The organism is Euzebyella marina (genome assembly GCF_003687485.1).
Taxonomy (GTDB): Bacteria; Bacteroidota; Bacteroidia; order Flavobacteriales; family Flavobacteriaceae; genus Euzebyella; species Euzebyella marina.
Genome location: NZ_CP032050.1, coordinates 3865383 through 3890617, shown reverse-complemented (window position 1 = coordinate 3890617; position 25235 = coordinate 3865383). Strand labels below are relative to the sequence as shown.

General features: G+C 40.3%; 22 protein-coding genes and 1 other RNA gene. 12 read left to right on the top strand and 11 right to left on the bottom strand.

Translation table 11 applies throughout. The features are described 5' to 3' along the window. Nucleotides 1–46 precede the first annotated feature (46 nt). The gene (locus tag D1013_RS16690) at nucleotides 47–505 is read left to right on the top strand and encodes an L-rhamnose mutarotase (RefSeq protein WP_121849910.1); all 459 of its coding nucleotides are present in this window, start codon (nucleotides 47–49) and stop codon (nucleotides 503–505) included. Nucleotides 506–706: 201 nt separating this feature from the next. On the opposite strand, the gene D1013_RS16685 is transcribed toward D1013_RS16690, so the two are convergent. Then, nucleotides 707–1144, bottom strand: coding sequence for a BLUF domain-containing protein (locus D1013_RS16685; RefSeq protein WP_121849909.1), 438 nt, complete (start codon nucleotides 1142–1144; stop codon nucleotides 707–709). 278 nt (nucleotides 1145–1422) lie between these two features. Between D1013_RS16685 and D1013_RS16680 the strand changes: the two genes are divergently transcribed. Beyond that, entirely contained in the window at nucleotides 1423–3369 is a 1947-nt protein-coding gene (locus D1013_RS16680; protein WP_121849908.1) for a tetratricopeptide repeat-containing sensor histidine kinase, read from the top strand. An 8-nt stretch (nucleotides 3370–3377) separates the two neighbouring features. Further along, on the top strand, nucleotides 3378–4043 hold the full coding sequence (locus D1013_RS16675; RefSeq protein WP_121849907.1) for a helix-turn-helix domain-containing protein: 666 nt from the start codon (nucleotides 3378–3380) through the stop codon (nucleotides 4041–4043). Between the two features lie 606 nt (nucleotides 4044–4649). Here the strand turns inward: D1013_RS16675 and ssrA are convergent. Then, nucleotides 4650–5048, bottom strand: a transfer-messenger RNA (tmRNA) gene (gene ssrA, locus D1013_RS16665). Nucleotides 5049–5433: 385 nt separating this feature from the next. Between ssrA and D1013_RS16660 the strand changes: the two genes are divergently transcribed. After that, the gene (locus D1013_RS16660; protein ID WP_121849905.1) at nucleotides 5434–6630 is read left to right on the top strand and encodes an NAD(P)-dependent oxidoreductase; all 1197 of its coding nucleotides are present in this window, start codon (nucleotides 5434–5436) and stop codon (nucleotides 6628–6630) included. 87 nt (nucleotides 6631–6717) lie between these two features. After that, nucleotides 6718–6984 carry a hypothetical protein gene (locus D1013_RS16655; protein ID WP_121849904.1) on the top strand — a complete coding sequence of 89 codons (267 nt, stop codon included), beginning with the start codon at nucleotides 6718–6720 and terminating at the stop codon, nucleotides 6982–6984. A 6-nt stretch (nucleotides 6985–6990) separates the two neighbouring features. Here the strand turns inward: D1013_RS16655 and D1013_RS16650 are convergent, their stop codons facing one another. Next, the gene (locus tag D1013_RS16650) at nucleotides 6991–8112 is read right to left on the bottom strand and encodes an Sb-PDE family phosphodiesterase (RefSeq protein ID WP_121849903.1); all 1122 of its coding nucleotides are present in this window, start codon (nucleotides 8110–8112) and stop codon (nucleotides 6991–6993) included. A 77-nt stretch (nucleotides 8113–8189) separates the two neighbouring features. Next, on the bottom strand, nucleotides 8190–9110 hold the full coding sequence (locus D1013_RS16645; RefSeq protein ID WP_225621414.1) for a phospholipase A: 921 nt from the start codon (nucleotides 9108–9110) through the stop codon (nucleotides 8190–8192). 85 nt (nucleotides 9111–9195) lie between these two features. Between D1013_RS16645 and D1013_RS16640 the strand changes: the two genes are divergently transcribed. Beyond that, entirely contained in the window at nucleotides 9196–9567 is a 372-nt protein-coding gene (locus tag D1013_RS16640; RefSeq protein ID WP_121849901.1) for a DUF1801 domain-containing protein, read from the top strand. Nucleotides 9568–9605: 38 nt separating this feature from the next. Here the strand turns inward: D1013_RS16640 and D1013_RS16635 are convergent, their stop codons facing one another. Beyond that, nucleotides 9606–11207 carry a sulfatase family protein gene (locus D1013_RS16635; RefSeq protein WP_121849900.1) on the bottom strand — a complete coding sequence of 534 codons (1602 nt, stop codon included), beginning with the start codon at nucleotides 11205–11207 and terminating at the stop codon, nucleotides 9606–9608. Nucleotides 11208–11600: 393 nt separating this feature from the next. Here D1013_RS16635 and D1013_RS16630 point away from each other — a divergent pair, with 393 nt between their 5' ends. Together D1013_RS16630 and D1013_RS16625 are read left to right on the top strand one after the other, a co-directional pair. After that, nucleotides 11601–12590, top strand: a complete 990-nt coding sequence (locus D1013_RS16630; protein ID WP_121849899.1) for a serine/threonine dehydratase — start codon at nucleotides 11601–11603, stop codon at nucleotides 12588–12590. Nucleotides 12591–12688: 98 nt separating this feature from the next. Continuing rightward, nucleotides 12689–13648: a bifunctional helix-turn-helix transcriptional regulator/GNAT family N-acetyltransferase gene (locus D1013_RS16625; RefSeq protein WP_121849898.1), complete on the top strand. Its 960-nt coding sequence runs from the start codon at nucleotides 12689–12691 to the stop codon at nucleotides 13646–13648. A 32-nt stretch (nucleotides 13649–13680) separates the two neighbouring features. On the opposite strand, the gene D1013_RS16620 is transcribed toward D1013_RS16625, so the two are convergent. From D1013_RS16620 to kdsA, 5 genes are all read right to left on the bottom strand, one after another. Next, nucleotides 13681–15240, bottom strand: a complete 1560-nt coding sequence (locus D1013_RS16620) for a PepSY-associated TM helix domain-containing protein (RefSeq protein WP_121849897.1) — start codon at nucleotides 15238–15240, stop codon at nucleotides 13681–13683. A 12-nt stretch (nucleotides 15241–15252) separates the two neighbouring features. Beyond that, nucleotides 15253–15534, bottom strand: a complete 282-nt coding sequence (locus D1013_RS16615) for a hypothetical protein (protein ID WP_121849896.1) — start codon at nucleotides 15532–15534, stop codon at nucleotides 15253–15255. A gap of 336 nt (nucleotides 15535–15870) precedes the next feature. Continuing rightward, nucleotides 15871–16590, bottom strand: a complete 720-nt coding sequence (locus tag D1013_RS16605) for a DUF4198 domain-containing protein (RefSeq protein ID WP_121849894.1) — start codon at nucleotides 16588–16590, stop codon at nucleotides 15871–15873. 62 nt (nucleotides 16591–16652) lie between these two features. After that, on the bottom strand, nucleotides 16653–18977 hold the full coding sequence (locus tag D1013_RS16600) for a TonB-dependent siderophore receptor (RefSeq protein WP_121849893.1): 2325 nt from the start codon (nucleotides 18975–18977) through the stop codon (nucleotides 16653–16655). A 121-nt stretch (nucleotides 18978–19098) separates the two neighbouring features. Continuing rightward, nucleotides 19099–19935 (bottom strand): 3-deoxy-8-phosphooctulonate synthase, encoded by an 837-nt coding sequence (gene kdsA / locus D1013_RS16595; protein ID WP_121849892.1) that lies wholly within the window; start codon nucleotides 19933–19935, stop codon nucleotides 19099–19101. Nucleotides 19936–20074: 139 nt separating this feature from the next. Between kdsA and D1013_RS16590 the strand changes: the two genes are divergently transcribed. From D1013_RS16590 to D1013_RS16575, 4 genes are all read left to right on the top strand, one after another. Continuing rightward, nucleotides 20075–20617, top strand: coding sequence for a hypothetical protein (locus tag D1013_RS16590; protein ID WP_121849891.1), 543 nt, complete (start codon nucleotides 20075–20077; stop codon nucleotides 20615–20617). Nucleotides 20618–20731: 114 nt separating this feature from the next. Continuing rightward, nucleotides 20732–22531 carry a translational GTPase TypA gene (gene typA / locus D1013_RS16585; RefSeq protein ID WP_192466538.1) on the top strand — a complete coding sequence of 600 codons (1800 nt, stop codon included), beginning with the start codon at nucleotides 20732–20734 and terminating at the stop codon, nucleotides 22529–22531. A gap of 193 nt (nucleotides 22532–22724) precedes the next feature. Further along, nucleotides 22725–23513 (top strand): SDR family NAD(P)-dependent oxidoreductase, encoded by a 789-nt coding sequence (locus D1013_RS16580; protein ID WP_121849889.1) that lies wholly within the window; start codon nucleotides 22725–22727, stop codon nucleotides 23511–23513. A gap of 43 nt (nucleotides 23514–23556) precedes the next feature. After that, nucleotides 23557–24456, top strand: coding sequence for a LolA-like protein (locus D1013_RS16575; protein ID WP_121849888.1), 900 nt, complete (start codon nucleotides 23557–23559; stop codon nucleotides 24454–24456). 19 nt (nucleotides 24457–24475) lie between these two features. Here the strand turns inward: D1013_RS16575 and ppgK are convergent, their stop codons facing one another. Continuing rightward, nucleotides 24476–25210 carry a polyphosphate--glucose phosphotransferase gene (gene ppgK, locus D1013_RS16570; RefSeq protein ID WP_121849887.1) on the bottom strand — a complete coding sequence of 245 codons (735 nt, stop codon included), beginning with the start codon at nucleotides 25208–25210 and terminating at the stop codon, nucleotides 24476–24478. Between the last annotated feature and the right edge of the window lie 25 nt (nucleotides 25211–25235).

Sequence of the window (25235 nt, the reverse complement as noted above, 5' to 3'; positions counted from 1 at the left end):
AATCGACTAATTTGTAAAATCAATTATCAACTTAAATTCCATTTCAATGCAACTTAAAAATTTACTACTGGCCATATTTTTAACGAGTTTAACCCCATATGTAACTTGTGCGCAAGATTCAGGAGATTCGTATGGCTATGTTCAAAAAGCCCAACCTGCACCTGTAAAAAGATATTGCCAAACTTTACAACTAAAAGATGACCCTGAACTTATTGACGAATATGAGAAATGGCATCGCTCTGAGAATATTTGGAAAGAAATCACCGCTGGATTGAAAAAAGTAGGGGTTATCGATTCGGAAATTTATAGGCATGGCACTCTGTTGGTGATGATATTGACCGTACCGGCAGATTTTGATTTTGAGAAACAAATGGGAAAATTGGCGGGATTACCTCGTCAGGCCGAGTGGGAAGAATTTATGAGTAAGTACCAAGCTTCTGACCCCGACGCTTCCTCAAGTGAGAAATGGGTACAAATGAAGCGTATTTTCAAATTGGATTCTTAGGAGATTTATTTCCTAGTTAAATGATAAAATAAAAAGAGGATGGCCCCACACCATCCTCTTTAAAGAATTTAAATTGTTCCCCACAAACAATTTACCTACTTATGATGTTACTAAGTTGCGGTTATTGTACACAACCTGATTGCGCATTTGAACATAGAATTAGCCCAAAAGCGAAATGGTTTGATTTTCAAATACGTAGTATTATACTTTATCTGGTGGAAGGGATAGAAGAAGTTTCATCTTTTTCCAAAACAGTATAGCGGTCACGTTGGTAGGCTTGCTGAGGTCTGCCAATAACATGAGATTTCTTTTGAACTGCTCAAATTCTGCAAACCCCATAGCGTCTTCATCAATGGGGTAATAAGCCATACCCCAATCGGGAAAATTACGCTCTGTAATATCATCTTCCGAGAACATTTTTACTTTGGTATGCCTTTCATCTTTTTGAATGCCTGCGTACAGTTCTTGAACGGTTTCTTTAGGGCCTTCCAATATTTGAATGAACTTGCCCATATAGAAGATGAGACAACCGGTAATTCCGTTTTGAGAGTTAAAGGTTTGAGCGGTCTCAAGAATTACCTCGATATCACGGTTGGTGAGTTCGGCAATGGCCTGCGATTCATAAGTTAGGGTGTACATACCTTCGGGAGTTAGGATATTCGGGCTAAGGTAGTTATTTGTTCGATATGGCCGGGAAATATTTTCCTTCGGAGAACCACATAAAAGGAAAAATAAATAGCAAAACTTTTGATCGGAGCAAAGAACTTGGTCTACAGGAGTTAGCTAATGCCCTAGCGGAATGACTACAATCTATTAGTTACCTCATATTTGTAAAAGCAATTAAATTCTGATAAATTTCACTACTTTGACATGAGTCATCTTTTGAATGGTCCATTTTATCTTAATACCTAATATCATTGAACAGACTTATTTATTTTGTGCTATTATGTCTATTCAGTTGTAGCCCTTCCAAGCACGAAAATCAAAACTTAACCATTCAGGGTAAAACTTCTCAGGTAAGGCAAAATTATGCTTTGGCAAAGGATAGAACCAATCCTTTAACCATAAGAGATAGTGCAATCAACAAGGCATATCTGTATTATCGAAATAAGCATGAGGATACTCTCTATCCCTACATTCTCTACCAAAAGAACCTGATACATTTTACCAAACAAGAATATGATAGCTTACAGGATTATCACAATGAGTTCATCCGTTTAGACCCATCGATAACGAGAGATTCACTTCTTGCTGAAGAGTATTATTTGATGGGATACTTAGAATCTCAAATTCGCCAAAAGCATTTCAAGGCTTTTGAACTCTATACGCAATCAAAGAACTATTTCGAACGGGAAAAAGATAGCTTGGGTATCGCCAAAACCCTTCTAAACCTGGGTACCATTCAAAAAAACCACAACGATTTCTTTGGCAGTAAAGAAACCTTGGTGGAGGCGCTAAAGTATTTTGAAGAAGGGGAGGGTAACAGCCTTATTTCACAATGCTATAATACGTTGGCCACCGATCATAGAAAACTTTTGAACCTGCCCGATGCAATTGAATATTACAACCTGGCCATTAAAACGGCCGAATCGAAAAGAGATCAGGTTTTGTTCACTAACAACCTGGCTGTTGCCCATATTGATAATGGTGAATTTGATCAAGCAATTAATTTATTGAAAGGGATTGCTACGGATTCTTCTATCATTGAGAATCAAAAAGAACAAGCAAGAGTGCTTGACAATTTGGCGTATGCTAGATGGAAGGCTGGCAAGAACGCTGTGGTTCAAGATTTTCAAAAAACCCTGCAGCAGAGACATTCTGTAAACGATCGAAGAGGTCTAATAGCAAGTTACACCCATCTAGGGGAATTCTATTCGGAGAGGAATACGACTATTGCCGGTCGTTACTTTGATTCCGTCATTCAATTGTCAAAGGTGTTGAAAATGCCAAAGGCTGAGCAAGACGCCTTGAAGTTTATGATGGATTTACTACCAAAAAACTTGGCGGTAAGAAATCGTTACGTGGCATTAAATGATAGTTTGTATGCGAACGAACTTAAGGTGAAAACTCAGTTTGCGAAGTACAAATATGACAACAACATTAAACAAGCTTCGATTATCAATCTGGAACTTGAAAAATTAGAAAGAGAAAAGGAGGCTAGTCGACAGCGGGCTTATAAGTTGATATATTTGATAGCAGCACTTTTATTGATGGTTATACTTGTTTTTTTGTATTTAAGTTTTATGCAGCGTACCAAAAATTTAAGGCAGGCACATAAATTATCACGGCTCGAGGCTATTTATGAAACGGAATCCGAGCTTTCAAGAAAGATTCATGATGAACATGGTGCCCGATTAAATCAAACCATGATTATGGTTCAGAATGATGCCAGTAAATCTCATGTATTAGACAGTCTTGAATTGCTCTATAATCATAGTCGAGACCTGGCAAGGGAAATCAACGATGTAGATACAGGGCCGAATTACTGGAACGGATTGTTGGCAATGTTAACATTTAGAACCCCGAAAAGTGTCAAACTTTTTCTCAGTGGAGGAAAGGACGTCTCGTGGTCTTCAATGGGCAATACTTCAAAAACGGTATTGTTCAAAATTCTTCAAGAATTGATGATCAATCTTGGAAAGCATAGCAATGCTACAATTTTGGCCATTACTTTTCAGACCATCGATAAAACTTTGAAAATAAACTACGAAGATGATGGTGTTGGAGCAAGTAAAGAAGAACTTGAATCAAAAAATGGACTTCGGAATACAGAAAAGCGTATTCTGGCCATTCAGGGAAACATTACTTTTGATTCAAAGAAGAACCATGGTTTCAGGGTTGAGATGCTGATTCCGATGAAATAGAAGGCGAAATGTTTAAAAAAGTACTTGTTGCGGAAGATTTTCAAGATACCAACTTGGGTATTGTTGGTACGCTTGGTCGTCAATATCCGGAAATGGAAATACAGGAAGAACTCTATTGCGACAGGGCTTTCAATCGGTTGAAAGTAGCCCAAGGTCAAAACGAACCTTTTTCACTGTTAATCACCGATTTGTTCTTTAAACAAGACCATGTCGAACGTAAGCTAACTTCTGGTATAGAGCTGATTCATGCCGCCAAAAAACTTCATGGCGAGATTAAAATCATTGTCAACTCAATGGAAGATAATCCGAAAACAATCAAATCTCTTTTTGACGAAGAAAAAATTAACGCCTACGTATGTAAGGGCCGCCATGGCCTAAAAGAGCTTTTAATGGCAATTGAAGCAATACAAAAGGGGCAAAATTTTGTTTCACCACAAATTGAATTTCAAAATGGGGAAAATGTTTTTGAACTAGATGATTTTGATATGAGAATATTAAAGGATTTAGCCAATGGGTTGACCAAAAAAGAAATTTCTGAAAATTTAAAACTACAGAATATCACTCCGAATAGCGAAAGTACCATTGATAAAAAGGTGAGTAAGCTCTTTGATGAATTCGGGGCCAGAAATACACATCACTTGATAGCCAAACTTGTTCGCGAAGGTAAAATTTAAGATTTCCGTTCCACTTCTTTTATTCTCCCTTACGGAAATCTGTAAGGGATTTGTCTTTTCTAGAAATAGCTTTGACCAGCTAATGTAAATAACCGGAAGACCAGTTTCGGGTATTTTCTTTTTTACCGATTGATTTTGGTTTTCAGTTTAATCTAGACAATTATTTATTTGAGTATGGTGAACTATTACGTTAATGATACCCCACAGTTGAACGGTGACCATGAAGTACATGCTGAAGATTGCAGGTGGTTGAAAGTTGCCAAAAAAACAACTCTTTTGGGTTATCATAGCAATTGTCATTCGGCCGTAAGTAAGGCAAAGTATATTTATGCCCAAAGTAATGGATGCAGATACTGCTGTCAGAATTGCCATACTTCATGAGGGACTTTGATTCAAAATGTAATCGAAGTTTGCTCTATCAACACTACTACTTACCAAAAGTGTAAAAGTCTTAGAAAATATAGTGTTTATAGGCCAGCTTGCTGAAGAGGTTATGGGGGAATCACCGATTTGGTAGGCTGCGCCTTTAAGATAAAGCAGAAAAAAAAATGAAAAAACCTGTAAATCAATAATCTACAGGTTTTTTGTTGTGAAAAGGTATTTAAAAAGTGGAGCCGGAGGGATTCGAACCCTCGTCCAAACAAGCAACGTCAAAGCTTTCTACATGCTTAGTTTCCGCTTAATTTTCGATGAACGTCCGGCCGGAAACGACCTAACGAACACTTAGCTTCTTAAGGTTTTAGAGGCAACGCCGAAGCTACGCTACCCTTGTGTTGACTTTTATGGTGCCTCTTAATAAACCGCCGTCAACAAGGGCTGTTCAGAGACATCTCGCTTTCCGACCTTGTCGGAACGAGGCATAACCTTACTATAATTCGGGTTACGCGGCAAGAGCGTAATTAGATTCGCCAATTAAAAGTGTGAAGTATGATATTAACGAGCTGTACCCCAGCGCTCGGCATGCTTACATTGCCATTGGTCTCGCTGTCAAAACCGGTCGGCCCCATAAGAAATCAATTTCCGTATTACCAAAGAACCATATAGCCCAAGGCTATGTTTTTTTAGCGGGCCCACTTGTACCAAGGTTCAAGTGGTCGGGCTATCGGCTGTACACACCTGCCCGTACCTAACGGTACGTTCTGGCGGGGTACTTGCCTCTATCCCTGCCCGATTGCCACACTAGTTGTCCTTAACAAATACGGGCGGCAAATATACCCCAAAAAGTATTCCAAAAAAAAGTTTTGACAGTGTATGCGCTTCCGCTACATTTGAAACTAGTTGACCATAAATAAGAAAACCGGGTTTTGACATCAAAAACTGGGTGTTGACAAAAATGAGCGCGCTCGAATCACGGTTATTCGCCAACTTTTAATATTAACCATCACAATTTATGAAATTCGGAATCATAAGAGAACGAAAAAATCCACCTGATAGGCGCGTAGTCTTGTCTCCGTCAGCCTGTCAAAAAGTCGTTTCCAAATTCTCAAAAGCTGAAATAATTGTAGAGCCCTCACCGATTAGGGCCTATTCCGATGAGGTTTACGAAAAGGCGGGTCTACTAGTGGCCTCTAAAATGGATGAATGTGATGTACTTTTAGGGGTAAAAGAAGTGCCCATTAAAAACCTGATTCCCAATAAAAAGTATTTCTTCTTTTCGCACACGATTAAAAAGCAGCCGTACAATAGAAATTTGTTAAGGGCCATTCTGGATAAAAATATAGAGCTTTATGACCATGAGGTCATTACCAATGAAAACGAACAGCGTCTGGTTGCTTTTGGCAGGTATGCCGGCATTGTCGGGGCATATAATGGGTTTCGCGCATTCGGACTCAAGTACGGTACCTTTCATTTACCAAAAGCCGAAGAATTACCCGACAAACAGGCCTTAATTACCGAACTGAGAAAAATAAATCTTCCCAATATAAAAATATTGCTGACCGGAAAGGGTAGGGTAGGAAATGGCTCAAAAGAAATGCTTGATGGTATGGGCCTTAAGAAAATAAATGTGGCCGAATACCTAAAAGATGATTTTAACGAACCGGTATACTGCCAAATCGATGCTTCCGAATACAACAAACGCAAAGATGGAGTGCGCGGCAATAAAGCCGATTTTTTTGCCCACCCGGAAGAATATAAGAGCAACTTTTTTCGCTTTGCCGAGGTAACCGATTTCTATATCGCCGGGCATTTTTATGGCCAGGGGGCTCCGTATTTATATACTAGGGAAGATGCCAAGCATCCCAAATTTAAAATTAAAGTTGTGGCCGATGTCAGTTGCGATATCGATGGTCCTGTGGCAACTACTATCAAACCGTCGACCATTGCTGACCCTATCTATGGCTATGACCCCATTTCGGAAAAGGAGAACGATTTTAAAAACGAAAATGCTATTGCCGTTATGGCGGTCGACAACCTACCCTGTGAATTACCTAGGGATGCTAGCGAGGGGTTTGGCGACGCCTTTGTTAAGAACGTGATTCCCGCCTTTTTTAATGGGGATAAAAACGGAGTTCTCGAACGGGCACGAATGACCCAAAACGGTAAGTTGACCAAGAGGTACCAATATTTGAAAGACTATGTGTCTTAGCTCTTGATTAATTATGCGTATGTCGATTTATTGTTAACTCAATGTTAATTTTTTGTTATCTTGCAGAGCTGACAAAAAATTCCCCTGATGAAAATCAACTGGATTATCAATACCAATGGTGATGAGACCCTACATCAGTATTGCGTAGAACTCGAGTATCGACTAAGGCCAAAAATCATCAAATTTCTAATTAGCAGAATAGACCCCGATTGCTGTTTTGATTTTTCATGTTTCCACTTCGATATTGATGTGGTCGGAAGAAAAATTCAATTATCGAAAGAAACGCCCAAACAATATTACACTCTTATAGAGGCCGAATTTCCAAAGAAAATATTAGATTTTAGTAAGATTTAAAGCTTACTATCTCACATTTAAGTTCCATTCGATGATGGGGTGTACCTTCGGTGCTATGTAGCACCCTAAAGCCTTTAGTTTAAGTGTAATATTTTGCTTGGCTTCTAGAGTCTTTATCATCAATTTTTTTGTTTCTCCCGCCTTAATTTCAAAAACAGGTGAGCTGCTATAGAAGGTATAGTTCATTTGGTTTTCAAAGAGCAGGTCGCTACTGCTCACATTGGTAAGTTCTACTTCTAATATCTGTGTTTTATCAATATACTTAACACCTGAAATTTCTATGCTGGCCTTTAAAAGGGGTGTCAAATATGGCTCACGGCCTACAAGCAAATCATTGTAAACGGCAACTGTTCTTCCTTCAAAAAGTGCTTCTTGAAGACTCTCTTTACTCTTTTCTTTTGCGAAAACCAAAGTAATGGGGCGGTGATGACCTTTTTCGGTATAATCCCAATCAATTAGACCATGAATATCACTGGTACCCATAATGGTCAGATTGTTTTCAAGTGCCAAAGCCAAAGACTCCTCGGCATAATCACCCGTATTGATTACCTCAATGCCGTGCAGCTCATCATTTTTGATTCGCTCTTTCTGAAAGTCACTTAAAACAGGGTTGCCCTGAGGCATTTGGGCATACCATGCAGGGTGGTTCCAGAAAACGAAGGCCTTCTGTTTTTTTGCTTCTGAAAAGGCCTTTTCAGCTTTTTCTTGAACCAATTTGTTAGCATCTTCGATAAATACGGCATTGTTGTGCCCAATAGGGGCCGAACGCGTTATTTCAGAGCCATGTACAATCAGTAAACCATGTTCTTCTGCCTCTTTCATAGCGGTCACCAGCTCATAAGAACGATTTCTATCAGGATGCGGAATATCTTCTGCATGCGGTTGGTATTCGAGATGTTCCGTTAGCGAGATGGCATCCAAGTTTTCGCGAAGTGCCTCGTGTACCCGAATGGTCGGCCACACATTACCATCTGAAAATACCGTATGCATATGTAAATCGACCTTTAGGGTTTTATATCCATCCACATCGGGATAGGAGAGGGGTTGAGCGCCCATGTGGGAATGCTCTTGAGCCTGAAGGGAAAAAAACATTAATGAAAGAACGAGTAGAAGGGTTTGGTTTCGCATGGTTCCGGTTTTGTTCAAATGTAAACAAAACAAGTAATTCGATTTGACCTGATCAGGTGCGTAAGGTTAAGTAATGGTTAATTGATCAATGATACCCCAAGGCCAAAGGTTGTTTGCCTGTGATTGTAGTCTATGAGGCTTTCGCCATAACCATTGAACACTTGAACATGCCCACTAAAATTTTTGATGATAGGAAAGGTGTAGTTCAATTGAAGACTGCCTCGGTTCTTTTCGCCCAAACGTAGCGAATGTCGCCCGATGGCCGAAAGGCGTTGCCTGCCCCAATCATAGATGAGCTGGGCCTCTCCCCGTCCTATATAATCACTGATTTCTGGGTTATCATCGTTGCTGCCGCCCAAGCGAAACCAATTTTTGACAATGAGCTGCCACGGTCCCTTATCGAAACCTGCGTGAAAACTTAGGCGGTTCCAACTTCTGGAAAGGGGATCGCTACGGCCGTTCGACTCATGAACGAAGGCTGCGCCCAACATTCTTCCCTTAAAACCTAAGACTGTAAAGTTCATGGGAAAGTTTAGAATAATTTCCGGCTCATAGTTGGTCTCCCTAAAAGGTCTTGATAATTCCTTGTTGTAAATTTGCCAATATGCTTTTTGCGAATAGGCCGCCCATACATCTGCTTTTCCCCATAAGACCTTATAGAAGACTTTGGTCTTCATGCTTAATTGAAATTTCGTTTCGAAAACATTTAGATCAATAGGCTGCGGAAGTGAATTATCTCTTTGTTCGCTTTGCGGATTTTTATTGGTGTTTGTAGAAAATTTGCCCAGAGAAAAATAAATGGGCTTATACGATGTAATAAGAAAGGTGCCTCGATGATGTTCTTCATCAAGCTCCCAAAGTTCGGAGAGGGTTTTACTGTTCTTGAAAATCCAATCTTGGTCAACATTATCTTGCGCCCGTACTTTTTCTGTGCCTGTTAGGTAACAAAAGATTGAGATTAAAGTAGTCAGAATAACTCGGTAATTGATTGCTTTCAATTTTTGACTTTTCGGGCAAAAATATACATTTGCCATACCTTGTTAATTGAAAAGCACCTGTTTAGGATAACTTTAATATCGCATCTTGAACCCAGCCGAAGAATATATCCTCAACCAACCGGAACCATACAAAAGTGTATTACTCCATTTACAGATGACCATTCAGCGCGTTTTACCAGAGGTAGAGATGAAATACAAATGGCGTATTCCCTGTTTTTATTTGGGTAAAAGCCCCATTTGTTATCTAAATGCCTCTCACAAAAACAAGTTTGTAGATATCGCATTTTGGAACTCAGCCTATTTGACCAAACATTTGGATAAAATGAACACCGAAAAACGAAAGGTGGTCAAATCTTTACGCTATACCTCCTTAGAGGAAATTGACGACCTTGTACTACAAGAAGTAATCGCCGAAGCCTACGAACTTAGAGGAAACGGATTTTATAAAAAATCGTGATGCCCGGCCAATTCTTGAAAGGGGAGATGGATGGTTACCTACTCAATCCACCCATTTTCTTTGTAAAGGTCTATATAACTATCACTCAGCTCATCTGAATCTTTGTACTGCTTGCGTAGGTCTTCCAATTTTTGTTTTAATTGGGCTATCACCTGTTTGTATTCTGTTTCGCTGTAAACATTTTGAATCTCACTGGGGTCTTTGATTCGGTCATACAGTTCCCATTCGTCTACATCGTAATAGAAATGAATGAGCTTAAATTCTTTGGTCGATATACCGTAGTGCCTCTTTACGGCGTGTTCACCAGGGTATTCATAATAATGGTAATAAACTGCGTCTCGGTCCCAAGTGTTCTTTTCTCCCCTTAAAAGAGGTAGCAAGCTTTTACCTTGCATATCTTGTGGAGCCGATACTCCGGCTATCTCAAGAAATGTTTGTGCGAAATCAAGGTTTTGTACCATTTCATCTTCGGTAATATTCGGTGTAATCACATGGGGCCACCTGATCAATAGAGGTGTTTTGAATGATTCGTTGTACATAAACCTCTTGTCGAACCAGCCGTGTTCACCCAAATAAAACCCTTGGTCAGAAGTATAGACCACCACGGTGTTGTCCGACAAATTTGAATCATCCAGATAGTTGAGAAGTCTGCCCACATTTTCGTCAACGGCGGCAATGGTACCCAAATAGTCTTGCATGTATCGTTGGTATTTCCACAATGCCAATGTCGAATCGTTCAGTGAACCATATTTTTGTAGAAATTCAGAAGCAATCGGATTATAAACTGCATCCCACTTCAGTTTTTGTTCTTCGTTTAGTTGGTTGACTCCGCCGGCTCCAAGACGTTCATCGATACCTAAAGAATCTAAGGTTTCCTTTGGTATTTTCAGATCATACTGTAACAGCATATGTTTTAAAATACCCATTTCTGCAGTTTTCGAAGCTTCGCCTCGAGTGGCGTAATCATCAAAAAAAGTTTCCGGCACGGGAAAAGACTTGTTGGTAAACTCAGGATAATGCCGTTCGGCAGGCATCCAGGTACGGTGAGGCGATTTATGCAAGTACATTAATAAAAATGGCTTCGCCGTATCGCGACGTTTCTCCATCCAATCCAACGTCAAATCAGTAATGATATCGGTTACATAGCCCGTGATAACCGTATCTCCGTTTTGGGTTATAAATTTAGGATTGTAGTAATCCCCTTGGCCAGGCAAGATTTTAAACTCATCGAAACCTTTAGGATTATTGCCAAAATGTAATTTTCCGAACATCGCTGTTTGGTAACCTGCTTTCTGTAAAAGTTGAGGAAAAGTGACATTCGTCGTGTCGAATGGCATGCGATTATCAATTTTTCCATTAAGATGTGAATGCTTGCCCGTTAAAATAACTGCCCTTGAGGGTGCACAAATAGAATTGGTGACGGTTGCATTGGTGAAAAGCATGCCCTCATTGGCAATTCTATCAATGTTTGGGGTTTTGGTCAATTCTTTATTGTACGCGCTGATGGCTTGGTACGCATGGTCATCAGACATAATAAAAACAATATTCGGGCGATTTTTCTTTTCTGAAATTTTTGAGTGCTGTTTACAACTGATAAAAAGAAAAACAGACAGCAAGAGAAAGGGAATATTTAGGTTCATAGGTTTGGAAGGGTTGGTCTTGAGTCGGTTAAATTACCTAAATTATTATTGTCATACGGTCTGCACTCATTAAAACAAATTAAAAAGCCCCTTGCGGGGCTTTCTATAAATAAGAGCTGTTCAGGGAAAGGGCAGTAACGTATGGTATAACTAATATTCCGTATTACGGAACAACAGTGTCGCATTAACTAAAATCGTGAAGGTTGGTTTGGGAAAGCTAAGCAATTAAGCTTTGTGTTTTATTAAAGTACGAAAAATCAATCAACATTTTATCAAATAGAGTTAAAATTAGAAGAACCTTGAGGGTAGGGGTAATCGATCAGCTTAATTTTTCACCGATTTACATTAGTCTCAAAAGTAAAAAAGGTACTTTGCAATTAAACTTTTGAAAGAATGAGCTTGGTTACCTTGAGAGATATAGAAACGGCCAAAAGCCGAATTGAAGGGTTTATAAAAAAGACCCCAATCGTAAGTTCTAAATTGTTGAACGATTGGCTGGGCCATGAAATATTTTTTAAGGCAGAATGCCTGCAAAAAATTGGCGCTTTTAAAGCCCGAGGGGGTTGTAATACCGTTTCATGGCTCGTAGAAAACGGCCAAAAACCCGCTAAAATAGTAGCCAATAGTAGTGGTAACCACGCTCAGGCGATTGCATGGGCCTCTAAACAATTTAATATTCCGGCAACTATTTTTATGCCTTCTTATTCCAGTAAAGTAAAGATAAGGGCCACCAAATCTTACGGGGCAGAAGTGGTGCTTTGCGAGACTAGGGATATAGCCGATGCCAAGGTTAAAGCTGCGGCCGCTGAAAAGTTTACGTATTGGATACCTCCGTTCAACCACGAACAGGTGATTGCCGGGCAGGGTACCGCAATGTTCGAAGCACTCAATGAAATTAAAGATGTAGATGCTGTATTTGCACCTTGCGGCGGCGGCGGCTTGGTTTCAGGTACGATGGTCGCCACTAGGGGTCTTTCTCCTCAAACCAAAGTTTTTGGGGTTGAGCCTTTGAATGCCAACGATGCCGCAGAATCCCTTCGTAAAAATTCTATTCAGAGATTAAAAAGTATTCCCGACACACTCGCTGATGGGGTAATGACGATGGCAGTGGGTGATATTACTTTTGAACATCTGAAAAAGTTAGACGGTATTTATGAGGTAGAAGAAAATAGAATCATCTACTGGTCACAATGGCTGACCCATTTATTAAAGCTTCATCTAGAACCGACCAGTGCCATGAGTATGGACGGTGTCTGCCAATGGCTAAAAACCCAAAAGACCAAAAGAAAGGTCATGGTTGTTTTAACGGGAGGCAATGTTGATAATGCAACTCAAAATGCGATTTGGAAAGAGGATTGCCTGATGGAAATTCCTAGGTTATAGGCTTCCCTCTTCTAAGCTTAGTATTTTTTTTGGATGAAAAGGCTCATGATTTCAAATCATTCTTATATTTGCATAACTAGTTATATAAATATTAATATATGAACTTATTTGAACGTACCGGAAAGATTGCACTAGGTAGCAGACTTCGTCTGTTATCGTCACGAATGACAGACGATGCAACCAAAATCTACAGAATGTACGAATTGGAGCTTTCGCCCAATTGGTTTCCGGTCTTGTTTATTCTATCTCAAGACGGAGCGAAAACGATTACTGAAATTGCCGAAGAGATTGGTCATTCTCAACCATCAGTCACTAAAATTGTGAAAGAGATGACCAAATCAGCACTAATAGCGAAGCATCCCTACGCTCAAGACAAACGTCGAAATATGGTAGCTTTGACCGAAAAGGGAATGGCAGCTGCCCAGCATATTATTGATGTTCAATGCAAAGATGTAGATGCGGCCGTAGATGCATTGCTGGCTCAGGCAAATCATAATTTATGGGAAGCGTTGGCCGAATGGGAGTTTTTATTGGATCAGAAATCTCTTTTTCACCGGGTCAATGAACAACGAAAGTTGCGTGAGAGCCAAAAGGTGAAAATTGTGGAATACAGTCCTGAGTATAAAGAAGCCTTTAAAAATCTAAATGAAGAGTGGATTTCAAAGTATTTTATAATGGAAAAGGAAGATTACAAGGCTTTGGACCATCCTCAGGAATACATCTTGGAACCAGGAGGCAAAATCAAGGTAGCATTATACGATAATGAACCTGTGGGAGTTTGTGCCCTTATAAAAATGAAAGACCCGGAGTATGATTTTGAGTTGGCGAAGATGGGCGTTTCTCCAAAAGCGCAGGGTAAAAGTATTGGGTATTTATTGGGGAAGTCCGTTTTGGAGGAGGCAAAGAAATTGGGAGCCAAAAAATTGTATTTAGAAAGCAACACAGTGTTAAAGCCGGCCATTAGCTTATATCAAAAGTTAGGCTTTCAAAAGGTGGCACATAGGCCAACACCTTATTCTCGAAGTAATATTCAGATGGCTTTGGTCATTGAAGATTGAGTTTTTTAGAGCTATTTTGTTCCAACGCTTTTTTATGTTAGCGACTCCCGCTGGTTTTCTTTGCTATCTAGTTTAAAAAAGAATACCCACAACGACAGGAGTCCGATAGTAAAGAACAACAGGTCAACTATCAAAATTTCATGATAGCCTTTGGCATAGCTGACCCACGGCCAGTAGCCCGACATGAGACCATTGGTTAGAGGAATAAATAAAGATAAAATACCGCCAGATGCCAAACACCACTTATTGGTGTAAGCGATATTTTTTCTAAATATGAAAAAGCAGGTTAGAACCAGCCAGCTCAAGAAGTAGCTTTTGAATATCGGACCTTTATCAGCGCCATAAATCTTTACGACAATAAAAGTAAAAGCGGTAACCGGAAGCATGCTTAAGCAAATGGCCATATAGATGTTGGCAACCGCAGCATTGAATTTTCTCCTTTTCTCGGGAATGTGTTTTTTATCCCTGGCCACTAACCAAATCATGATACCTGATAGGATTACGATGCATGAGACAATGCCGAGCCAAAAAGAAACCAACCTGAGTCCAAAACCGCCATAATTGCTCAAGTGTAGCCTGAAAAGAACGTTCTTGACCCCATCTAGGTACCGATTATTTTCTTTAGGAATTCTCTCATCAACTATCTTTTCGTCTTCAAGTCTATAAATACGGTAACCGTAACCACTGAACTTATCCTTGTAATCGAGTTGACCACTTAAGGCAACGTGCATATTGGCATCGCCGTAATTAAAAATATGTACTTCACTTAGGTTATAGTTGGGCCAATCTGCCAGAGTCTGATCAATCAGTTGATTAATGCTTGGCGTCCCATTCAAAGGTTTGTAGGTGTACTCGAATTCAGGATGTGAATATTCTAAATCTTCGAACAGCGCGTTTTGATCACCACCATAGAGCGTCATCACGGTAGGTAAAATTAGAATTCCTTTCAGTAAAAAGAATGCTCCGGTAACGGCGTAGACAAACTGAAAAGGAAACCCGATAAGGCCTAAGGCCGTGTGGGTATCGGTCCATAACGTTTTTAGTTTCGCCCATGGTCTGAACACATAGAAGTTGCTGATAATCTTATCCCAATGGACGTATATTCCCGTAAAAATGGCAAATAGAAAGAAAAGCGCTACAAAACCGGATAGATACCTGCCGTACGGGTAAGGTATCTGGTCTAAAAAGTGAAGTCGATATAAAAATTCTCCAAGACCATAATTTTCTTGATAGGTTGAGTGTTCGAGATTCTTTGTATCTAAATAGAAACTGGCCGTTTCTTCTTTTTTATTAAGGGCCGAATCTTTAGATGCACTTACATAAACATTGAGATTACGTTCGTTGTAGTAATGCGAAAGTGATATTTCGCGGCCTTGAAGATTATGGTCTTCTTTAATATGGCTTATGTAAGAATCGATGTCGCCGGGCAGTTGGTCTAACACTTCTACATGTTCGCCTCTTTCCCAATTGGCAATCTCATCCCGAAAAAAAGAAAAAGAACCGGCAAAGAAAATAACATACAGCGCCACACTAATGACTATACCACTAACGGTATGTGTATGGAACATGATGTTATAGATTCTTCTTTTCATTTCACAATAAGGTTAAAGGCCCCAATAAGTAATGAGCCCAAAAAAGGAGCTTGCCAAAAGGTAAATTCCCCAGATTTTTAATCCGTTTTTCGCCATAAAAGCAATCATCATTAAAATGGCCCATAGAATAAAGGCGCTAAAAGTACTGGTGATAATAACAGTCACTTTATCGAACCAAACGGCCAAGGCCAAATGAACCGAAATCGTTACCAAAAGCCCACCCACTATGGCAGCGGTAATAGTGGCCGTTCGATGGCCCAGTCTCGGATTCAGGTATTTATTGTTGGCCGGCACTAAGAATAAAGGTTTTCAAAAGTGACTAATAAAGCTAAAAAGAGACCCAACCTAATAGGTGTAATCATATGTAGCGGAGCTAGTAAAATAACTAGGCTGCCGATTGTCATCAATAGGATAGAATAGATAAAAATGCCGGAGCCTAAACCAAGAAAATTTATAGAGATAATCAGTGCCAAAACCAGAATGCCAAGGCCAATGTATTTGAATGTTCTACCTTTTTCTTTGATCCAAGTTTCAACTCCAAAATTATTTTTGGGATTGACCTTGTTCGAGGAACAATAGTTGAGGTAGAAGCCACTAAAAATCAATACAATTTTTAGACTCCACATAACTTTACCCCTTATTAACGCAATAGGTACCGCAATGCCAAATGAACTCGTAATCTTTACCTTGGTACGTGCCAGGAACTTCTTCTTTCATGGTTGTTTCTACCAAATACTTTGTATTCCAAGGTAATTCTAAAGTCACGATTCCATCTCCATCCGTTTCCAACGCTTTTGACCATAGGTCTGAGATAAAAATGGTGACTTCATTTTTTGCGAGCGGTTGACCTTTATAACTCACTTGAAGTTTTAATTCTCCTTTGTTAGCCGGAAGTTCTTTAATGGCTATCCCATCAGGATTTACAGTTTCTGTTTGCTTTTCAACATCTCCGACGTTCACTTTCGCAGTGGCATGGTAGTGGGTTTTGAAAATACCGAAGTCGTATTGCGTATAATCGATGACCCCGATTTCATTATTGTTTAGGGCAAGGGTGTAGATTCCTTTCTTCTCGGGTGTAAAACTGGCCAGATAAAATTTCTCTTTGGCTACGGTTTTCAATTCTTCTTTCTTTCCGTCTGGGTGTATCAACCAAAGTTTAAATTTTGAAACGTTGTTGAAGGCTTCGCCCTTCACTTCTTCGATAACACCGTAGGTGTACTCGCCAAAGTGAACTTTCACTTCTTGAGCTTTACCAATGGTTCCTTTTCCGGCAGTATCTACCCATAGATAATGGGCAAAGCTGCTAGAGGTTGTTATCATTAATACAAAGGCTATAAATAATTTTTTCATAATAATAGTTTTTAAAAAAGGCCCCTGAAGGTATTCAGGGGCGGTTGTTGTTAAGTGGGGAATTAAAAGGAGTAGGCTACGGTTATTCTTCCGTTGATACCTGGCTCTGATTGCCAGTAGATGTAGCTGCCATAATTGGCACCTGCATAAAGGTATTCGTCAAGAATGTTGTTCACATTGACCTGAACCCTGAATTTATCGTTATGCCATGATAGGGCGCCATCCATTCTAAAATAGTTGGGAAGATCTGACTGATTATCTGCCGCCCATGCCCAAGTTGAACGATCGGCTTGATATTGATATCCTAGCGATGCTCCGAATCCGTTCAATTTGCTGTACTGCCCGAAGCTGTAGTTCACCCATCCGTTTGAGACATGTTTGGCATGGCCGGCCACTAGGTTTCCTGATTTATCCTCTACATTGGTATTGGCGTAATTAAGAATCACATTAAGACCGTCGGTAATTTCACCTTGCATATCGAACTCGATACCTTTCGACTCTATTTCACCTGAGTAGATAGAGAAGTTGTCATTAGGGTAAGCGGGGTCGCCCACCAATATTTTATTCTTATTGATTTTATAGACTCCTAAAGAAGTTCTTAGCCTACCATCGAAGAAGTTACCTTTTAGACCCCCTTCAATATCTTTACCGTTCACAGGGTCATTTAAAATGTCTCCTGAGGCGCTGACACCGCTTTGAGGTAAAAATGACTCATCGTAAAGGGCGTAGAAAGTCAATGACGGAATGATATCGGCACTTATACCGACCCTTGGAGTTACCACATCGTCAGTTTCTGTCTGCCCTAGTGTGTATAGGTTTGAATACCTACCGGCTACGGTAACCCTAATTTTTTCGTTTAAGAAGCCGAGTTCATCTTGTGCATAATACGAGCGTAGAATACTGGCGCCATAAGGTGTTCCTCCGTTGCGGTATTGTACGGGAACGCTTCTATCGAAATTGGTCGCTGGGCTATCTCCGTATACCGGATTAAATACGTTGAAAGGTGCAGTGGTATCCACTATCGATAAATCGGTCCAATCGGCCCAATAGCTCTTATCACTGTAATCGAAACCACCCATAATCTTGTGAGTAACACCCAAGGTGTTGAACTGGCCGTTTACATAAAGTTGGGCATATTTACCTCTTGAAAGGGCATCCCATTCAGATACGTACCTGATGGCATCACCGTTATCGGCCATTGATATCAACCAAGTCGAATTACCTTCTTGATCGTAACGTAAGGAGGCCAATTGCGCGTGAATGCTCCAATTATCTGAAAATTCATGATCAAAATTCATGAAGAAAGTGACCTCTTGAATATCGGTAACAGGGTAATCGTTATTGGTGAATTTGAAATCTCTTGGTAGACTAGCATAGCCGGCACTCGCAGGGGCAAACACATAGGCAGAACCGAGATATGACTCCGCTTGTTGAAGGTTCATTTCTGTAGTGATGGATGTTCTGTCAGAGAATTTGTAGGTCAATGACGGGGCCACGCCATATCTTGTTGCATCTTCGTTGCCACGATGTGAATCGGAAGTTTGCAACATAGCATTAAAACGGCCTAGTAATTTACCGTTCTCGGTTAATTTTCCGCCTACATCTACTGTACCTCTGTAAAAATCGAAACTACCGGCCGAAAAGGAAGCATTCGCTATAAATTCTTCAGTAGGTTTTTTGGTCACCACATTGTAGAAGCCACCTGGCTCACCAGCTGCCATCATAAAACCTGCAGGACCTTTAACGAATTCGATACGTTCGACCGTATTCATATCTTCCGCCAACGGACCCCAGGTATCTTGAACATTAACGCCATTTCTAAAAGCGGGTAACCTAAAACCTCTCATATTGATTCTGGCAAAATTGCCCCAATGTTCCAGCATGGTCACACCACTAACGTTTCTGGTAAGACCGTCCATAATCGTGGTTACTTGTTGGTCTTGAAGTAGATTTTCACCGATTACCTGAATGTTCTGCGGTAATTTGACTAATTCGGTCTTTAATCTCAATGATTGCGAGGGCTCTCTTTGCAAGTACTTGTTTTGGTGTCCTTCAACAACCACCTCATTCAACTGTTCTTGTTTTTCGGTCAAAACAACCACGGGTACGTTGGTCGTTGCGCCTGAGGTGAGATTAATGGTTCTATTCTCGCTAGACATACCTACCGATGAGAAGATTAGGGTAACCGACTTTTTGTTAACTCCAGAGAAAGTATAGTTACCTTCTTCGTCGGATGTGGTTCCAAAAGTGGTGTTCTGTATTAAAACGGTTACGTAGGGCAGTGGGGCATTTTCACTATCTACTACTTTACCTTTGATCGTACCGTCTTGAGCATTCGCAAGACCGAACATCAATAAAAATAAGGGTATGAAAATAAGCTTTCTCATATATTGCACTAAGTTTATTTGGTTTAAGTCTAAATAAAAACGGTGCAAATGTAGAGTTTAAAGGCAAATAATAAAATTTATTTAGAATAATTATAAATAAAAGTTAAGAAGCGCTTCTGTATCAATTGTTTACTAAAGAGGGTAAGCTATTGATGGTCTGTCTAAGGGCAGTCAAATTTTTTAAAAGCTGAGGCAGCATTTTAAGGTCTAACATGTTCGCACCATCACTTTTGGCATTGGCAGGATCAAAATGTGTTTCCATAAAAATACCGTCAACCCCTGCAGCGATTCCGGCCCGGGCCATGGTATTGATAAGTTCCGGTCTTCCCCCGGTAACCCCTGAAGCTTGGTTGGGCTGTTGTAATGAGTGGGTCACATCTAAAACTACAGGTGCGTATTGTTTCATGGTCGGCACGCCTCTAAAATCGACAATCATATCTTGGTAGCCGAACATAGTACCCCTGTCGGTTATCCAAACATTTTCATTGTCAGATTCCTTCACTTTGTTAACGGCGTGTTTCATGCTCTCGGGAGACATGAACTGTCCTTTTTTGAGATTAACGGTTTTTCCGGTCTCGGCCGCGGCGACGACCAAATCGGTCTGTCTTACCAAAAAAGCAGGTATTTGAAGCACATCAACATATTCAGCGGCCATGTCAGCGTCAGAAACTTCGTGAATATCTGTAATGGTAGGAACTTTAAAGGTTTCCGAAACCTTTCTTAGAATTTTCAACGCTTTTTCATCGCCGATACCCGTAAACGAATCGGCCCGACTTCTATTCGCCTTTTTGAAACTTCCTTTGAAAACATAAGGTATTTTAAGCTCGTCGGTAACCTTTACGATTACTTCGGCAATCCTCATGGCCATATCTTCTCCCTCAATGGCACAAGGCCCGGAAAGTAGAAAGAAATTATTGCTGTCGGCATGGCTTATTTGGGGAATGTTCTGAAGGCGCATAGCGTAAAAATTTTTACAAAGATAGTACTTATGCTTACTAATTAATATCCCTTTGCAGATTGTAAATTTTATTCACTCTAAAATGTTCGATGGCTCAATTTTTGATTGTGCGATTTACGATTTTAAATATTGATTTTTTATGAAGAAAACCTTACTACTGTTACTTTTTATAGCAGCCTTTTTTAATTCCCTTGCGCAATCTGATAAGCAGGTAGAAAAAGGGCTGTTAAAGGTTAATGCTCTACTGCCAGGAGCTTCTTATGAGTTGGGGGCGGGCAGAAATACTACATTTAATTTTGATGTTGCCCTTGTACCGGGTGGCGGAACTGATTATTACGGTAACTCAAGGTTTGGCCTTTTTATAGGTGCGCAAGCTGAGTTTAGATATTTTGCCAATTTTAATAGGCGATTGTCCAAAGGAAAAAATATTGAGGGCAATTCAGGTAACTATTGGGCCTTGAACAATCAAATCCTCATAGGAAACCCTTTGGTAGGTACTTACTATTTAGATAACACCTATAATCATATTGTGGCCATCACCTATGGAATCCAGCGTACTAGGCCTAAAGGCTTTTATTGGAACGTATCTTTTGGTCCCGGTGTAGCTATTTCAGAATCTGATGCCGGAGGTGCCATTATGATAGACGTCAAATTGGGTTGGGTGGTGAAAAAAATTCGGTAAAATAATTCCCTCAAAATCAATCACATAAAAATAACATCAACTTCGTTGAAGACTAGAAAATTAGCAGTATCTTTGCGCGCTCAAAAGAGGGCTGTACCCTTTTAATATTATATTATGTCTACAACAAAGAATATTGCGATTATCGCGCACGTTGACCACGGTAAGACTACCTTGGTAGACAAAATCATGTACCACTGCCAATTGTTTCGTGAAAACGAAAATACGGGCGATCTTATCTTGGATAATAATGATTTGGAAAGGGAAAGAGGTATTACCATTACTTCTAAGAACGTTTCCGTAGTGTACAAAGACACTAAAATCAACATTATCGATACTCCTGGTCACGCCGATTTCGGTGGTGAGGTTGAGCGTGTGCTTAATATGGCCGATGGTGTTTTATTGTTGGTAGATGCTTTTGAAGGGCCTATGCCACAAACACGTTTCGTGCTACAAAAGGCCATCGATATGGGTTTAAAGCCCTGTGTGGTCATTAATAAAGTGGATAAGGAAAACTGTACCCCTGAAGAGGTGCATGAAAAAGTGTTCGACTTAATGTTCGAACTGGGTGCTGAAGAATGGCAACTTGATTTTCCGGTAGTTTACGGTTCTGCAAAGAATAACTGGATGAGTGAAGACTGGCAAAAGCAAACCGAGAATATTGAGCCTTTGTTAGACATGGTTATAGAGCACATACCTACTTTTCAACCAAAAGAAGGTACGACTCAAATGTTGATTACTTCATTGGATTTTTCTTCGTTTACAGGTAGAATTGCTATCGGTAGACTTCAAAGAGGTCATTTAAAAGAAGGTCAGCAAGTTTCATTGGTGAAGCGAAACGGAAAAGTCGTTAAATCAAAAATAAAAGAGCTTTTTGTTTTTGAAGGCCTTGGGCGAAAGAAAGTAGATTCTGTTGAGGTAGGTGATATTTGTGCTATTGTTGGTATGGACGGTTTTGAGATTGGTGATACCGTTGCCGATATCGAGACTCCGGAGCAATTACAGACCATTGCTATCGATGAGCCTACTATGAGTATGCTGTTTACCATCAATGATAGTCCTTTCTTTGGTAAAGACGGTAAGTTTGTTACTTCAAGGCATATCAAAGAACGTTTAGAGAAAGAATTGGAAAAGAACTTGGCGCTACGTGTACAGGAGACTGACAGTGCCGATAAGTTCTTGGTCTTCGGCCGTGGCGTTTTGCATTTATCTGTCCTGATCGAGACCATGAGAAGAGAGGGTTACGAGCTTCAAATTGGGCAACCACAGGTAATCATCAAAGAAATTGATGGTGTCAAATGTGAGCCTGTTGAGCAATTGACTATTGACTTACCTGAAGAAGTTTCGGGTAGGGCCGTAGAAATGGTTTCTATCAGAAAGGGTGAAATGGTTAGTATGGAGACTAAAGGTACCCGAATGATCTGTGAGTTCATCATACCTTCAAGAGGTATTATCGGTCTGAGAAACCAGTTGCTGACTGCAACCGCTGGTGAAGCCATCATGTCTCACCGATTTATTGAATATCAACCCTTAAAAGGGGATATTTCTGGCAGGATCAATGGTTCTTTAGTTTCTATGGAAACGGGTACGGCAATACCTTACTCTATCGATAAGCTGCAAGAGCGCGGAAAGTTTTTTATCGATCCAGGAGAGGATATCTATGAAGGTCAGGTAATTGGTGAAAACTCTCGTCAAGATGATATGACAGTAAACGTAACAAAGACCAAAAAGTTGTCTAACGTGCGTTCGGCAGGTGCCGATGATAAGGCCAAAATAGTACCGGCCATCAAGTTCTCTCTAGAAGAAGCTTTAGAATATATTCAGAAAGATGAGTACGTTGAGGTGACCCCTAACCACCTTCGTTTAAGGAAGATATATTTAAAAGAGGTTGACCGAAAGCGAAACAAAATATCTTAAAGTAGCGAAAGCCCTGATTTTATCAGGGCTTTTTCTTTTTATAAAACCGTTAAATACTTAGTAAATTCTCAAAATCAAAGTTCAATATTTGATGCTTTGATAATTCTTAAATCTGCCCCTTTTTTTTAGTTCCACTTGCGTAGGAATATCTATATCTTAAAGCTGTCAACTCTAAACTCAAATTATTAATTCTATGCAGCTTAAAGACAAGAAAGTACTCATTACCGGAGGTTCAAGAGGTATCGGAAAATGCATGATCGACGAACTGGTCAAACAGGGGGTTCAAGATATTGCGGTTATCGGTAGAGATAAAGAAAACCTAAAGGCATTGCGCACTACATTTGAATCGGTAAATTTTATATTGGTCAGGGGAGATGTCGGTGATTTGAACGTGCTTCGCGATGTTACTTCAAAAATTGAAGATGAATGGGGTTCTTTAGATATTCTCATCAACAATGCCGGTATCGTTTCTGCTGGCCCTTTAGAAGATCTTTCCGATGAGGATATTTATGATCAAGTTTCGGTCAACTTAACGGCCGTTATGGTCCTTACCAAATATTGCATTCCTCTTTTAAGACATTCCCAGGAAGGAGCCATCTTAAATGTTTCTTCCGGATTGGGTTTGATAGGTATGCCGTTCTACTCAGTTTATGCCAGTACAAAAGCTGCAATTCGTCAATTTTCCGATGCGATAAGAAGAGAACTTGAACCTGATTCTATATCGGTTACCTGTGTATATCCTACCGCAACAAATACCGACATGATGACGACTTCAAAGGCAACTGATATGGATTCTCCCGAATTTGTGGCCGAAAGGTCTATTCAAGCTATGGTGCAGAAAAAATTGCATGTAATTTTTGGAGGAGAGGAACGACTTAACGACAGTAAACTGAATTTTGAGTCCCCCGAGAAGTTCGATGCCAAAATTGCCAAAAGCTACGAAGAACGAAAAGAAGCTAGTCTTTATCATAAGGCGATGTAATATTCACAACTTCTAATGGGGTCTTGACGCAAACAATATTTTAATGCAAAGACAGATACAGCTACTCTTTTTAATCGGTTCATTCATATTTATCGGTTGCAACCAAGATCAAAAAAGCAAGACCCCAAAAGTAGTAGAGAAGCAAGAACACGTACCTTCCAGCTCGCTTGAAATTCCTCATGATTGGATAGAGCGAAGGGTTAATAATGCCAAAGAAAGATTATCGGCAACTAAAGCAGGCGCTGTAATCTGGCAAGCCATGGAAGCTCACGGGGGATTACAGAACTGGTTCGGTAGTGGTGCATTATCCTTTCGATTTAATTACCAACCTTTAGACGGAAAGGCGGGTAGGGATAGTTATCAAACTATTGATGTTTGGCGTAATCGTGCCCGGCACATAAGTGTCGTGGATAGCACCGACCAATTTGGTTGGACGGGCGAGAAAGCGTGGCTAAAGGCAAAAGATAGCACCTCATTCACTTTTGATACCAAGTTTTGGGCCCTGACCCCTTTGTATTTAATGGGGCATCCTTTTGTAATCGATGGCGAAGGTGTTCAGTTAGAATTGCTTCCTCAGGTAGAATATCAGGGCAAGACCAATGATGTGGTCAAAGTTACTTTTAAGGCCGGTACAGGCGATGCGCCCGACGACTACTATATTCTTCAGTTTGATGCTCAATCGCACTTGATAACGGCCACACGATATATTGTTTCCTATCCGGAGTATTTCAAAGATGGAGGGCATAATCCTGAAAAGTTCATGGAGGTAGGCCAATTGACAAAGGTGGGAGGAGTTCTGCTTCCTACCAGTTTAAAGACCTATTGGACCAAAGATGGCCAACCGGGTGAATACATTACCAAAATTGATATCACTGAAATCAGTTTCGAAAAGAACCTGCCAGAAAATTATTTTGAAATGCCCAGGGAGGCAAAAGTACTTTGATAGCCTAGTCTACCGGTATTTAATGCATTGCGGCAGCGGCTGCACCTATGATGCCTGCATGGTTCTGTAGCTCGGCAGGTATTACGGGAGTTTCTATTTTGATGTACTTTTTAAACTCGTCAAAATCTTTTGATGCTCCACCTCCTAATAGAATAAGGTCTGGTGCAACAATCAACTCCACATATTTCAAAAATTTATTGAAACGCTTACCCCACTTTTTATACGAAAGTCCTTCTCTGTCTTTCGCCGAACCAGCGGCCCAAGTTTCAATTTTCTTGTATTTTTTATAAGGTATTTGGCCCAATTCAAAATTGGGTATCAGCCTACCATCTAAAAATGCGCCACTACCAAGGCCTGTGCCTATGGTAATCATGATCACCAAACCTTCCGCGCCTTTACCGATACCATAGGTCATGCACGCATAACCGGCAATATCGGCATCGTTGACCACGGTAAAATCAAGACCTGTTTTTTGTTCGAACAAGCTTTCTATGTTTACCCCAAGCCAACTAGGGTCAAGGTTTCCGGGTGATTTACAAACCCCCTTTTTAATAACGGTAGGAAATCCGCAACCGACTTTTCCTTTGTAATCGAAGTGTGCCACAATTTGGGCGATTACATCGGCCATGTCTTCTGGAGTACGTGAAGGAGGTGTAGGGATTCTGAAACGCTCGGTTACAAGTTCACCGGATTCTATATTTACGATTCCGCCTTTGATTCCTGAACCGCCTACATCAATGCCAAGTACTTCCATTATTTAGTTTTCTGGTTTTGGTTGG